Below are 13,945 nucleotides of genomic sequence, written 5' to 3'. Positions count from 1 at the left end.
TGTTGTAAGAACTACACGACCGTAAAGGAGAGTATGTAATGCATAACGGATCCCCTATTATTCGGCGTAAATCGACCCGGATTTACGTCGGTAAAGTGCCTATTGGTGATGGCGCACCTATTGCTGTGCAATCAATGACCAATACCAAAACCACGGATGTGGATGCCACTGTAGCCCAAATTAAAGCATTGGAGCGTGTCGGTGTAGATATCGTGCGGGTCTCGATACCGACCATGGATGCGGCTGAAGCATTTAAATTGATCAAGCAGCAGTCTACTGTTCCGCTAGTAGCAGACATTCATTTTGATTACCGTATCGCCTTGAAAGTGGCTGAGTATGGCGTTGATTGTTTGCGGATCAACCCCGGTAATATTGGTAATGAATCACGTATTCGTGAAGTTGTTGCCTGTGCACGTGACCACAATATCCCTATTCGTATTGGTATCAATGGCGGCTCGCTGGAAAAAGATATTCAGGAGAAATATGGTGAACCTACACCAGAAGCCCTGCTTGAATCCGCGATGCGTCATGTCGATATCCTTGATCGTCTCAATTTCGATCAGTTTAAAGTTAGTGTTAAAGCCTCCGATGTCTTCCTGGCTGTCAATTCCTATCGTTTGCTAGCGAAACAAATTAATAATCCTTTGCATTTAGGGATCACTGAAGCGGGTGGTGCGCGCAGTGGTTCGGTCAAATCTGCGATTGGATTAGGTTTGCTGTTATCGGAAGGTATTGGCGATACTTTGCGGATCTCTTTGGCCGCAGATCCAGTAGAAGAAGTAAAAGTAGGCTTCGATATTCTTAAATCACTGCGTATTCGTGCTCGTGGGATTAATTTCATCGCTTGTCCAACCTGTTCTCGTCAAGAATTTGACGTTATTGGGACGGTGAATGCCTTGGAACAACGGCTAGAAGACCTGATTACGCCAATGGATGTTTCTATCATCGGTTGTGTGGTTAATGGTCCGGGAGAAGCGTTGGTTTCGACGATTGGTGTCACTGGTGCCCGTAACCACAGTGGTTTTTACGAAGACGGGGTTCGCCAAAAAGAGCGCTTTGATAACAAAGCAATGATTGACCAGTTAGAAGCAAAAATTCGTGCCAAAGCATCAATTCTTGATGCGAATAACCGGATTGTTATCAACCAATTGGATGATAAATAGGCTCTGTTGGCAATCCTTGTGGTTGAGCAGAATCAAAGAGACGGGCTTGGCCCGTTTCAGACTGCTGACAAACCCCGATGACGCGATCTTGAACGGTGAGGATAGGCAGAGGAGTAAAGAGTCCGCGCCAAGGATGGCGCGGCTCGAGCCTACATGGATGTATTTACGGCGTCTTTACGATCTGCCTGTTCTCTCCGTCGCGGGCACTTTGTCAATAACCTCAAACCCGCCTAAATGGCGGGTTTTTTCGTTGCAATACTGCGGTTATTCAACAGATTGCGGTTTGGTCGCGGGTGCAGTTGCCTGAGTGGCCGCAGCATGCCCCCCAGCAGAGCCTTTACCTGAGAAATCAAAGGCTGGACGCTCCCAGTGACCTTTGGTTGTTGATTCAGGTGCGTAATCAGGGGCTGGCGCTTTGGTCATCGGCGCTGAGGCGAAGTGTTTGAATACTACGCCTTCCGGATGCGCAACCGCCGGTTGTTTGGCTACCGCAACCACATCAGTAACTATAGTGGTTTCAACCGTTGGTTCAGCAATGGTCCCCTGTTTAATAGTGGTCTCCTGCGTAACAATGTCTTTAACTGCAGGTTCTGCTATTGCTGTCTCTTCAACCACAGTTTCAGAAACGTTTGCCTCGTTAACTATTCTTTCTTCAACTATCGCTTCTTCAGCTATTGCCTCTTCAGCAATATCATTTTGTACGGTTGACGCAGTTTCTAGCGTAGTGTTAACCACTGTCGCAGCGACTATAACAGCCGTATCTTCGAGCGTAGGCGTTGATTCAACTGCTGGCGTAATGTCTACAACCGATGCTGTTTCTTCGACAGGAGCAGTCTCAATAGCTGGCTCGGCAACGACCTGTTCTGTGACATTCGGTTCTTCTGTAACAACCGGTTCCACAGCAGCCACCACCGTATCAATAGCGGCTTCAGTTGTAGCAACAACCGTTTCAGCAGCAGCCGTTTCAGCAACGACAGGCACTGCAGCAGCGATAGGTGCACGGCCTGGAACTGCAGCAGCCGAAGATGAAGAACCCCCCGGTTTGTGTTGTGGGGCCAGTGTTACCGTTGAGGTGGCAATAGCAACGGCTGGTGTTGTAATAACAGATGGCGGTGTAATAACCGCTGTAGTTGTCATAACCGCTGTAGTTGTCATAACCGCTGGAGTTGTACTCGACTCTTGTACTGCAACGGTGTTTTGTCCCTGCTCTACAGGCAATTGCTCAGTGACAATACTCTCTACACTGACCTGCTCGACGATGGCTGTTTGTTCAACGACAACCTGTTCACCGACTGGCGTTACCGGATAACGAACCCACACTTTACCGGATGCCATTTCTGGTGAGGCAAAAGCCCCTGCCAGAGGCATGGCCGATTGTGCCGGGTAACGTTCATCACGATAACGGCGACGGCGTTGACCACTGACACGAAGATGGCGTGGTGAACGACGGGAACGACGTGGCATACCATTTTCATTATTGGTAGTACGGTCATTAGCTCCGTCATCATCAGTTTGAGCCGTAACTTGTGGCAGTAACTTCACTTCTTCCTGTACTTCAGCCACCACCACCTGCGCGACAGGTGCACTTACAGGAGATTCCAACGTATTCAGTTCATCATTTGCAGATTGAATACGGACTTTCTGATTCAACTGGCGACGCTGACGACGTTGCATAACCTGTTGGCGTTCTTCTTGCTCAGGTTGTACCTCTTCTATAACAGCGACTTCTGCAACATCTACTTTGATTTCTTGTGGTGCCTGACGCTTCTCATCCTGACGACGACGCTGGCGGTCACCACGGCGCTGTGGTTGTTCTTCACGTTGTTGCGCTTTGTCGGCTTCAACAACCTCAGTTTGCCCTTGCGATGTCGCCGTTGGTTGAGCAGGGCGTCTATTGCTGCGGCGTTGATCCTCGCGGCCTTCACGATTGACGTTGTCGCGGTTAGTATTATCGCGGCCACTGTTGTCGCGATTGGCATTATCACGATTAGCATTATCACGAGTAATGCCATCGCGGTTGGCGTTATCACGGCCTTCGCGTGGTGTACGATCATTGCGCTCTTTACGGCCATTATTCTGGCGGCGAGGGTTGCGGCGATCATTACGGCGATTTTCGCTAGCGTCGGTTTTTACCACTTCAGCGGGTTGCACTTCTGCTTCAGCGGAAGCACCAAACATATTTTTTAAGCCACTGAACAAGCGGCTAAAGAAGCCTGGTTGCTCCACTGCAGTGTTAACCGCTGCTGGTGTTGCAACCACAGGTTTGGCCTTGGTTACTGTAGGGGCCTCCTCTGGTGGCACTTCTGTTGGCAGAGAGAAGGTGGCCAATGCCGGTTGTTCTGGGCGCTTACGTTCAATTGTGGCTTCTTCCAGCGGTTGAGCCATTTCTGCTTCGTGCAGTTGTGGCAATAGATAGCTGAGAGATGGGACTTCTTCGCCTTTGCGTACGCGCAGAACAGAGTAGTGCGGTGTTTGCATCTGATCGTTTGGCACGATCACGGCACGGACACCACCTTGACGCTTCTCAATGGCGTTCACTGATTCACGTTTTTCGTTCAACAGGTACGATGCAATTTGTACCGGCACGATGGCGTGAACTTCATGGGTGTTCTCTTTCAGCGCTTCTTCTTCAATCAAGCGCAGAATAGAAAGTGACAGCGATTCATTGTCACGTACGGTGCCGGTACCACTACAACGTGGGCAGACGTGGTGACTGGATTCACCCAGCGATGGGCTGAGGCGCTGACGGGACATTTCCAGCAAACCAAAGCGCGAGATACGACCAATCTGGATACGGGCACGGTCCTGACGGACGGCATCGCGTAAGCGGTTTTCAACTTCACGTTGATGGCGTACTGGGGTCATATCAATAAAGTCGATAACGATCAGACCACCGAGGTCACGCAAACGTAATTGGCGAGCAATTTCGTCAGCGGCTTCAAGGTTGGTATTAAACGCGGTCTCTTCGATATCACCACCACGCGTGGCTCGGGCTGAGTTGATATCAATCGCCGTCAGCGCTTCGGTTGTGTCGATAACGATAGAGCCACCGGAAGGCAAACGCACTTCACGTTGGAAGGCAGATTCAATCTGCGATTCAATTTGGTAATGACTGAATAACGGAATTTCACCGCTATACAGTTTGATTTTGCTGCTGAAATCCGGGCGACCAAGGGCTGCAATATGCTCTTTTGCCAGTTCGAGAACCTTCGGATTATCAATCAGGATTTCGCCGATGTCTGGGCGTAGGTAATCACGGAAAGCACGAACGATAACGTTACTTTCCTGATGGATTAAGAAGGGCGCAGGGCGACCTTCAGCCGCTTTTTTAATCGCATCCCAGTGTTTCAGGCGGAATGACAAGTCCCATTGTAGTGCGTCAGCAGATTTGCCCACACCCGCAGTTCGGACAATCAGACCCATGCCATCAGGTAATTGCAGGGAGGATAGGGCTTCTTTCAGCTCGGTGCGGTCATCACCTTCGATGCGGCGAGAAATACCACCAGCACGTGGGTTGTTTGGCATCAGAACCAAATAGCTGCCAGCCAGACTAATGAAAGTGGTTAATGCAGCACCTTTATTGCCGCGTTCTTCTTTATCAACCTGAACAATAACTTCCTGACCTTCACGTAAAACATCTTTGATGTTTGGGCGGCCATGGGAAGAGTAATTATTGGGGAAGTACTCGCGAGAGATTTCTTTTAATGGAAGAAAACCATGTCGTTCCGCGCCATAATCAACAAAAGCGGCTTCCAGACTAGGTTCAATTCGGGTGATTTTACCTTTATAAATATTCGCTTTTTTCTGTTCATGGCCTGGGCTTTCAATATCCAGATCATACAGCCGCTGTCCATCTACAAGGGCAACACGCAACTCTTCTTGCTGAGTTGCGTTAATCAACATTCTTTTCATCTTTAACTTACTCGTTATTTTTACATTGGCGTTAGAACTGCGGGCAAAATAACCTCATGACCGGATAAACCGATGGCCCCGAGTCTTCTAGCTAAGCCGTCAACCTCACGGTTGTCGCCTGCATAGGGGCGCATTATTTCGGTAAGCCTGTGTTTCGTTCTGAAAAACAGCGCTTTTATATAAAGGGCAGCTTCTGAATTTAAGACAACAGAGCTTTACCCACTTGCCGGCCAAGCTGCAACCCGCAGCCCGCTAATTGCTTGATTTCACATTACGTCTTACGCCATTGCCGCGTTTTTGTGTGATCAGGCAAAGTTTATTATTCCACAAGTCTCTTGGTCTAACGAGAATCAACGTAGAATTTGTAGCATTATTCCATTGCTGACACTGATATAGCAAGATGACTTTATCTGTCTACGTAAAGATTCTTTTACTGTATTCACAGTGTTGGCGGCTATCGTTGTCATATTAAACAACAAAAGTACGCAAACGTTATCCTCTAATAGCCAGATTGACAGTTAAGCACAGAAAAAGGGGTGGCGCTAATTCCTCGGTGTATTTAGAATCGCGCACCATGAAAACGAATAATCCAGTAGTGCAATTAATCACCATCTCTGCCGATGAAGCCGGTCAGCGGATCGATAACTTTTTACTCGCCAAATTGAAAGGTGTGCCAAAAAGTATGATCTATCGCATCGTGCGTAAAGGTGAGGTTCGCGTTAATAAAGGGCGCATTAAGCCAGAGTATAAACTGGCTGACGGTGATGTGGTGCGCGTACCACCGGTACGTGTGGCAGAACGAGAAGAGGTGCAGGTATCCGCCAAACTGGATAAAGTGGCCGCGTTGGCTGATTGCATCTTATTTGAAGATGATTACTTGTTGGTACTAAATAAGCCTTCAGGGACAGCGGTGCATGGAGGCAGTGGTTTGAGCTTCGGTGTTATTGAGGGATTGCGTGCATTGCGCCCTGAAGCCCGCTTCTTGGAACTTGTTCATCGTTTAGACCGTGATACATCGGGTGTCTTATTGGTCGCTAAAAAGCGCTCAGCATTGCGCTCCTTGCACGAACAATTACGCTTAAAGAGTATGCAGAAAGACTATCTGGCGTTGGTCCGGGGCCAATGGCAGTCTCACTGCAAAGCAATTCAGGCCCCTTTGCTGAAGAATATTATGCAAAGCGGTGAACGGGTCGTGAAGGTTAGCAGTGAAGGCAAACCCTCAGAAACACGCTTTAAAGTCGAAGAGCGTTTCGAACATGCCACGCTGGTTAAAGCCAGCCCGGTGACTGGCCGGACGCATCAAATCCGTGTCCATGCATTACATGCAGGCCACCCGATCGCCTTTGATGACCGTTACGGTGATCGTGAGTTTGATCAACAATTACAAGGTACTGGGCTGCATCGTTTATTCCTCCATGCCGCTGCACTACGTTTTGAACATCCCAATACCGGCGAGACGATGCGGATCGAAGCACCATTGGATAACCAGTTGCGCCACTGTTTGCTGGCTTTACGTAAGCACGCAACCGTAAAATAATCTGTTACGGCTTAATCTGTTACAGCTAAAGATGATAATAGAAGGCGGGGTGCACCATATGTGTCCCGTTTTTATTCGACTGTTTTTACAAATCGGGTGGTTTACAATTCGATTGGTTTACAATTCGGCTAGTTTACAGTCAGGGGATTCATGCCTTGCTCAATCAGCATTTGGGTAAGGGCAATTAAAGGTAACCCGATTAGCGTATTCGGATCGCGCCCGGCTAAACGTTCAAACAATGTGATACCTAAACCTTCACTTTTAAAACTTCCCGCACAATTCCAGGGTTGCTCCCGTAGTAAATAACCGTCTATTTCTGCTTGGCTCAGTGTACGGAAATAAACATCAAAGGTTTCACATGTACAATTAATACTGTTATTTGCCGTATTCAGCAGTGCGAGTCCAGTATAAAAAGTGACACATTGGCCACTTGCCTGCTGCAATTGTTTCACGGCATTTGAATATTGAAGGGGCTTGCCGGTTATTTTGCCATCAATCACACAGACCTGATCTGAGCCGATGATTAAATGTTGTGGATAACGCCCAGCCAGTGCCTGTGCTTTCGCTGATGCTAACCGTTGTACCAGCGCTTCTGCTGACTCCCCAGCGTGTGGGGTTTCATCGGTTTCAGGGGCATCAGTAATAAAGGGTAACTGGAGCTTTTCCAGCAAGGCACGGCGATATGAAGATGTTGAAGCAAGAACCAGTTGCGGCATAATATTTTCCATAAACCATGGCGTAATTTAATCAGGCATCTTAAACTGTTCGCCGCTTCGGAAGCGAATATTGGTGAAAGGTGCAGTAAAACGGCCTTTTTCTTTGACTCTATGTCGTTACAAAGTTAATATGCGCGCCCTATGCAAAAGGTAAAATTACCCCTGACCATTGATGCGGTCCGTACCGCTCAGAAACGTTTAGATTACGCAGGTATCTATTCGCCTGAGCAGGTTACACGAGTGGCCGACTCAGTGGTAAGTGTGGACAGCGATGTCGTGGCCTCATTATCGTTTAATATTGATAATCAGCGTCTGGCGGTTATTACAGGTCATGCAGACGTCGATGTAACATTGATGTGTCAGCGCTGTAATGGCACGTTTGCACACCATGTTCATACAACGTATTGTTTTAGCCCGATCGTCAATGATGAGCAGGCTGAAGCATTACCGGAAGCGTACGAGCCGATCGAAGTCGATGAATTTGGTGAAGTCGATCTGCTGGCTATGATTGAAGACGAAATTATTCTTTCACTGCCTGTCGTTCCGGTACATGATTCTGAACACTGTGAAGTGTCCGAGGCGGACATGGTATTCGGTAAACTGCCTGCAGAGGTAGAGAAACCCAATCCATTTGCCGTATTAGCCAGTTTAAAGAAAAGTAATTAAGGAGTAAGGTCAATGGCCGTACAACAGAACAAACCAACTCGTTCCAAACGTGGCATGCGCCGTTCACACGATGCACTGACCACTGCCACTCTGTCTGTGGACAAAACTTCCGGTGAAACTCACCTGCGTCACCACATCACAGCTGACGGTTTCTATCGTGGCCGCAAGGTCATCGGCTGAGTAGTACTTGCTAATCTTTAGCAAGGCGATACCTTGGCTTGTCTGACCCTAGCGTTAGATGCAATGGGCGGGGACTTTGGTCCCTGCGTCACAGTGCCTGCTTCATTGCAGGCACTGGCCTCTAATCCACAGCTTAAACTCCTGCTGGTCGGGAACCCCGACACCATCATTCCGTTACTTGCTAATGCCAATTCTTTGTTGCTGGAGCGGTTGCAGGTCATCCCTGCTGAGCATGTTATTGCCAGCGATGCTAAACCTTCACAAGCGATTCGCGCCAGCCGTGGTACTTCCATGCGTGTTGCCTTGGAGCTTGTTAAAAACGGTGAAGCCGCGGCCTGTGTCAGTGCAGGGAATACCGGTGCGTTGATGGGGTTGGCAAAGATGATGATTAAGCCATTGGAAGGCATCGCGCGTCCGGCGTTAATGACGGTTATCCCCAATCAACGGCGTAGCAAAACCGTGGTGCTGGATTTAGGGGCAAACGTTGAGTGCGATAGCACAATGCTGGTGCAATTTGCTGTCATGGGTTCAGTGATGGCAGAAGAAGTCGTTGGGATAGTCGAGCCTCGCGTTGCTTTGCTAAATATCGGCGAAGAGGAAAACAAGGGCTTAGATAATATCCGCGAAGCCGCCGCAGTATTAAAAAATACACCGGCGATCAACTATATTGGTTATCTGGAAGGCAATGATTTACTTACAGGTAAGACTGATGTAATGGTTTGTGACGGCTTCGTGGGTAACGTCACCCTCAAGACCATGGAAGGTGTGATAAGAATGTTTTTATCACTGCTCAAACCATCGGGCGAAGGCAGCAAACAGTCTTGGTGGCTTAAGCTCATCGGGCGCTGGCTGCAAAAACGTGTGGCAAAGCGGTTCGGTCATTTGAATCCCGACCAGTATAATGGCGCATGTCTGCTAGGATTACGAGGTATTGTAATTAAGAGTCACGGCGCAGCGAATCAACGCGCATTCGCCGTAGCTATCGAGCAGGCAGTGCAGGCGGTGCAGCGGCAAGTTCCTGAACGGATTGCCGCGCGCCTTGAAGCGGTATTACCCAAGAGTGACTGATCGTACATGTATACTAAGATTCTCGGTACGGGGAGTTATCTGCCCGTACAAGTGCGCAGCAATGCTGATTTAGAAAAAATGGTGGATACATCGGATGAGTGGATTGTCACTCGTACGGGGATCCGTGAGCGGCGTATTGCAGGCCTTGACGAAACAGTCGCGACTATGGGTTTCCAAGCGGCAGAAAAAGCGCTGGAAATGGCCGGTATTGATAAGAACGATATCGGGTTGATTATCGTCGCGACTACCTCTTCAAGCCATGCTTTCCCAAGCTCGGCTTGCCAGGTGCAGCGAATGCTCGGTATCAAAGATGCAGCTTCTTTTGATTTGGCTGCGGCTTGCGCGGGTTTTACCTATGCGCTGAGTGTTGCTGACCAGTATGTTAAGAGTGGTGCGGTCAAGCATGCCATTGTTATTGGGTCAGATGTGTTGTCTCGTGCATTGGATCCAGAAGATCGTGGTACGATCATTCTGTTTGGCGATGGCGCTGGCGCGGTGGTGCTTGGCCCATCTGAGCAACCAGGTATTATGTCTACACATTTACATGCTGATGGTCGTTATGGCGAGTTGCTCGCTTTACCGTATCCAGACCGTCAGCAGGACCAACCTGCCTATGTCACGATGGCAGGCAATGAAGTTTTTAAAGTTGCGGTAACGGAGCTGGCCCACATTGTGGATGAAACATTGCAGGCTAATAATCTGGATCGCACTGCGCTCGATTGGTTGGTGCCACATCAGGCTAACCTGCGTATTATTAGCGCTACGGCTAAAAAGTTAGGCATGGGGATGGATAAAGTGGTGATCACGCTTGATCGTCATGGGAACACCTCCGCGGCATCAGTGCCTTCGGCATTCGATGAAGCGGTGCGAGATGGGCGAATTCAACGTGGGCAGTTGGTACTGCTTGAGGCGTTTGGCGGTGGATTTACCTGGGGCTCTGCACTGGTTCGTTTTTGATTTAACCGGCCGTTTTTTGATGTAACAGGAATGCAAAATGTCGAAATTTGCAATGGTATTTCCAGGCCAGGGTTCTCAGTCCCTCGGCATGCTGGCCGATTTGGCCGCACAATTTCCGATAGTTGAAGCGACCTTCAGTGAGGCGTCGTCTGTACTGGGCTATGATCTCTGGCAATTGGTACAACAAGGCCCAGCAGAAGAGCTGAATAAAACGTGGCAGACGCAACCCGCATTGCTGACAGCATCTGTGGCAATTTGGCGTATCTGGCAGCATCAGGGGGGCAAATTGCCATCACTGATGGCTGGTCATAGTTTGGGTGAATATTCAGCGTTGGTTTGTGCCGGCGTTCTGGATTTTAAACAGGCCGTCAGCTTGGTTGAACTGCGTGGGAAACTCATGCAGGAGGCGGTACCTGAAGGTACCGGTGCCATGTATGCCATTATTGGTTTGGATAATGAATCCATTGCCAAAGCTTGTGAAGAATCAGCACAGGACCAGGTCGTGTCACCGGTAAACTTTAACTCACCCGGTCAGGTGGTTATTGCTGGCAACAAAGACGCTGTCGAACGTGCTGGCGCAGCATGTAAAGCCGCTGGCGCAAAGCGGGCTTTGCCATTGCCTGTCAGTGTGCCTTCCCATTGTGCGCTAATGAAACCTGCGGCCGACAAGCTGGCAGTCGCACTTGAGAAAATTGATTTTCAGGAGCCGCTCTTCCCGGTGGTTAACAACGTAGATGTGAAAGCTGAGGTGTCCCCAGCCGCTATCCGTAGCGCATTGGTCCGTCAGTTGTATAATCCGGTACGTTGGACTGAAAGTGTTGAATTTATTGCAGCTGAAGGTGTTGAACTGCTGTTAGAGATTGGGCCAGGTAAAGTATTGACCGGCCTGACTAAGCGTATCGTTGATTCATTGGCTGCAGCGGCAGTCAACGATGTTGTCACGCTGAACAGTGCGCTTGAACACTAAGAAAGAGGGTAACATGAGCTTCGAAGGAAAAATTGCACTGGTCACTGGCGCAAGCCGTGGTATTGGTCGCGCTATTGCAGAATTATTGGTTGAACGCGGTGCTTGTGTTATTGGTACCGCGACCAGTGAGAAGGGCGCTGAAGCTATTAGCGCCTACTTGGGTGAGAACGGAAAAGGTTTAATGTTGAACGTTGTGGATCCCACTTCGATCGACACAGTACTGGCAACGATTCGTGCGGAATTTGGCGAAGTCGATATTTTAGTTAATAATGCTGGTATTACGCGTGATAACCTGCTGATGCGTATGAAGGATGATGAGTGGCAGGATATTATTGACACGAATCTGACTTCCGTATTCCGTCTGTCAAAAGCGGTAATGCGCGCTATGATGAAAAAGCGATTTGGCCGTATCATCACCATAGGGTCTGTTGTTGGGACAATGGGCAATGCGGGGCAGGTTAACTACGCGGCAGCTAAAGCTGGAGTTATAGGTTTTAGCAAGTCTTTGGCGCGTGAGGTGGCTTCACGTGGCATTACTGTCAACGTTGTGGCACCTGGCTTTATTGAGACGGACATGACTAGGACGTTGACGGATGATCAACGCGCAGGCATTTTAGCCCAAGTACCAGCTAACCGGCTTGGGGATGCTAAAGAAATCGCCAGCGCTGTTGCATTTTTAGCCTCTGACGAGGCCAGCTACATTTCTGGTGAAACGTTACATGTCAATGGCGGCATGTATATGATTTAAAAATCACGAAAGTATTTGCGTTATTTGAGGTAAAAACCGCAAAATAGCGTAAAATCGTGGTTTGACCAGCCGAGATTTAGTTGCATCTTTTTCAACATTTTATACACTACGAAAACCATCGCGAAAGCGAGTTTTGATAGGAAATTTAAGAGTATGAGCACTATCGAAGAACGCGTTAAGAAAATCATCGTTGAACAACTGGGTGTTAAAGAAGACGAAGTGAAGAACAGTGCTTCTTTCGTTGAAGATCTTGGCGCGGATTCTCTGGACACCGTCGAGCTGGTAATGGCTCTGGAAGAAGAATTTGATACCGAGATTCCAGACGAAGAAGCAGAGAAAATCACTACTGTTCAGGCAGCTATTGATTTTATCAACGCTAACCAGCAGTAAGCGAACATGCTTTAAGTTTAGATAGTTAGGCGGTCATTCGACCGCCTAAGTTTTTTTTGTCCGAAGTGTTATTTTCCCTCCCTGGAGGACAACCGTGTCTAAGCGTCGAGTTGTTGTGACTGGACTGGGCATATTGTCTCCTGTCGGTAATACAGTCGAATCCACATGGAAAGCTGTTCTTGCCGGGCAGAGTGGCATCAGCCTGATCGACCATTTCGATACTAGTGCCTATGCAACGCGATTTGCTGGCTTAGTAAAAGATTTTAATTGTGAAGATTACATTTCGCGTAAAGATGCACGCAAAATGGATGCTTTCATTCAGTACGGTGTTGCTGCTGGCATGCAAGCCATGCAAGACGCTGGGCTTGAAATTACAGAAGCCAATGCTTCCCGTATTGGTGCCGCTATCGGTTCTGGTATTGGCGGGTTGGGTCTAATTGAAGAAAACCACACCGCATTGGTGAAGGGTGGGCCACGTAAAATTAGCCCATTCTTTGTGCCTTCAACCATTGTGAACATGATTGCTGGTCATCTGACTATCATGTATGGCCTGCGTGGACCAAGTATATCTATTGCTACCGCCTGTACTTCTGGCGTACATAATATCGGTCACGCGGCACGTATCATTGCTTATAATGATGCTGATGTCATGGTGGCAGGGGGGGCGGAAAAAGCCAGTACACCATTAGGTGTCGGCGGTTTTGGTGCAGCCCGCGCATTGTCTACTCGTAACGATAACCCACAAGCAGCAAGTCGCCCGTGGGATAAAGACCGTGATGGTTTCGTTCTGGGGGATGGTGCTGGCATGATGGTGCTGGAAGAGTACGAACACGCGAAAAAGCGTGGTGCAAAAATCTATGCTGAAGTTGTTGGTTTTGGTATGAGCAGCGATGCCTACCATATGACCTCTCCGCCGGAAGACGGTTCAGGAGCCGCTTTGGCCATGGTGAATGCATTACGTGATGCTGGCATCACAACCTCGCAAATTGGTTATATTAATGCCCACGGCACATCAACTCCTGCTGGCGATAAAGCCGAAACGCAGGCCGTTAAGTCTGTATTTGGTGAAGATGCCTATAAAGTTATGGTCAGTTCCACCAAATCCATGACTGGGCACTTATTGGGTGCAGCTGGTGCCGTTGAGTCTATCTTTACCGTGTTGGCGCTGCGTGATCAGGCTATTCCTGCAACGATCAACCTGGATAATCCAGATGAAGGTTGCGATTTGGATTATGTTCCGCATGACGCTCGTCAAGTAAAAGATATGGAATACACCCTGTGTAATTCCTTTGGTTTCGGCGGCACTAACGGCTCTTTGGTATTCCGTAAGGTATAACCGTGGCTGTTAAGGTTCTGATGCTAAAAAGGCCCGGTTTTTCCGGGTCTTTTATTACGTTCATCCTATATCATTCAAACATCCCGCCATCATCAGTGTCTCACAAAGAGATATATTCACAGTCTGCGGCGTTGCAGCCAAACAGCAAACGAATAAATTCCCGTGTATACACCTGTCAGTGATTTGGGGGCGTGACAGCGACCCGCACTGCGGCAATAAGTCAGAAGGGGTAAATCCTCAGCTTAAATCTGATATTGTCAGTGTATAAGTTAAATACATAGTAACCATATACATGGCAAGTGAAT

Annotated in this window: 12 protein-coding genes and 1 pseudogene; 11 read left to right on the top strand and 2 right to left on the bottom strand. The window is 48.6% G+C overall.

Translation table 11 applies throughout. The annotated features are described in order from the left end of the window. Positions 1-38: 38 nt before the first annotated feature. Both ispG and AC971_RS25010 read left to right on the top strand, forming a co-directional pair. The gene (gene ispG / locus AC971_RS03690; RefSeq protein WP_025380850.1) at positions 39-1,163 is read left to right on the top strand and encodes a flavodoxin-dependent (E)-4-hydroxy-3-methylbut-2-enyl-diphosphate synthase; all 1,125 of its coding nucleotides are present in this window, start codon (positions 39-41) and stop codon (positions 1,161-1,163) included. 153 nt (positions 1,164-1,316) lie between these two features. Further along, positions 1,317-1,394 (top strand): annotated as a pseudogene (locus AC971_RS25010) (gluconate 5-dehydrogenase); the annotation flags it as partial. A 33-nt stretch (positions 1,395-1,427) separates the two neighbouring features. Here AC971_RS25010 and rne read toward each other — a convergent pair. After that, on the bottom strand, positions 1,428-5,075 hold the full coding sequence (rne, locus tag AC971_RS03685) for a ribonuclease E (RefSeq protein ID WP_081761351.1): 3,648 nt from the start codon (positions 5,073-5,075) through the stop codon (positions 1,428-1,430). Between the two features lie 574 nt (positions 5,076-5,649). On the opposite strand from rne, the gene rluC reads away from it, so the two are divergent. Further along, the gene (gene rluC, locus AC971_RS03680; protein ID WP_038402731.1) at positions 5,650-6,612 is read left to right on the top strand and encodes a 23S rRNA pseudouridine(955/2504/2580) synthase RluC; all 963 of its coding nucleotides are present in this window, start codon (positions 5,650-5,652) and stop codon (positions 6,610-6,612) included. Between the two features lie 128 nt (positions 6,613-6,740). Here rluC and AC971_RS03675 read toward each other — a convergent pair whose 3' ends face one another. Beyond that, positions 6,741-7,328 carry a Maf family protein gene (locus AC971_RS03675; protein WP_025384214.1) on the bottom strand — a complete coding sequence of 196 codons (588 nt, stop codon included), beginning with the start codon at positions 7,326-7,328 and terminating at the stop codon, positions 6,741-6,743. Between the two features lie 141 nt (positions 7,329-7,469). On the opposite strand from AC971_RS03675, the gene yceD reads away from it, so the two are divergent. The 8 genes from yceD (at position 7,470) to fabF (ending at position 13,640) form a co-directional block, all read left to right on the top strand. Next, positions 7,470-7,994, top strand: coding sequence for a 23S rRNA accumulation protein YceD (yceD, locus tag AC971_RS03670; protein ID WP_002210930.1), 525 nt, complete (start codon positions 7,470-7,472; stop codon positions 7,992-7,994). A 12-nt stretch (positions 7,995-8,006) separates the two neighbouring features. Beyond that, the gene (gene rpmF, locus AC971_RS03665) at positions 8,007-8,174 is read left to right on the top strand and encodes a 50S ribosomal protein L32 (protein WP_002210931.1); all 168 of its coding nucleotides are present in this window, start codon (positions 8,007-8,009) and stop codon (positions 8,172-8,174) included. Positions 8,175-8,207: 33 nt separating this feature from the next. Beyond that, a complete protein-coding gene (plsX, locus tag AC971_RS03660; protein WP_025384213.1) occupies positions 8,208-9,242 on the top strand; it encodes a phosphate acyltransferase PlsX in 1,035 nt (344 codons plus the stop codon). Between the two features lie 6 nt (positions 9,243-9,248). Beyond that, positions 9,249-10,199, top strand: coding sequence for a beta-ketoacyl-ACP synthase III (locus tag AC971_RS03655; RefSeq protein ID WP_025384212.1), 951 nt, complete (start codon positions 9,249-9,251; stop codon positions 10,197-10,199). Positions 10,200-10,236: 37 nt separating this feature from the next. After that, positions 10,237-11,166 carry an ACP S-malonyltransferase gene (gene fabD / locus AC971_RS03650; protein WP_025384211.1) on the top strand — a complete coding sequence of 310 codons (930 nt, stop codon included), beginning with the start codon at positions 10,237-10,239 and terminating at the stop codon, positions 11,164-11,166. 13 nt (positions 11,167-11,179) lie between these two features. Continuing rightward, entirely contained in the window at positions 11,180-11,914 is a 735-nt protein-coding gene (fabG, locus tag AC971_RS03645) for a 3-oxoacyl-ACP reductase FabG (RefSeq protein ID WP_002210935.1), read from the top strand. 153 nt (positions 11,915-12,067) lie between these two features. After that, the gene (acpP, locus tag AC971_RS03640; protein ID WP_002220787.1) at positions 12,068-12,304 is read left to right on the top strand and encodes an acyl carrier protein; all 237 of its coding nucleotides are present in this window, start codon (positions 12,068-12,070) and stop codon (positions 12,302-12,304) included. 94 nt (positions 12,305-12,398) lie between these two features. Further along, positions 12,399-13,640: a beta-ketoacyl-ACP synthase II gene (gene fabF / locus AC971_RS03635; protein WP_025384210.1), complete on the top strand. Its 1,242-nt coding sequence runs from the start codon at positions 12,399-12,401 to the stop codon at positions 13,638-13,640. Positions 13,641-13,945: the final 305 nt, after the last annotated feature.

This window comes from Yersinia similis (assembly GCF_001053095.1).
In the GTDB taxonomy this organism is placed as follows: Bacteria; Pseudomonadota; Gammaproteobacteria; order Enterobacterales; family Enterobacteriaceae; genus Yersinia; species Yersinia similis.
Note: the sequence above shows the minus strand (reverse complement) of the source record. Positions and strands in the feature narration are given on the sequence as shown.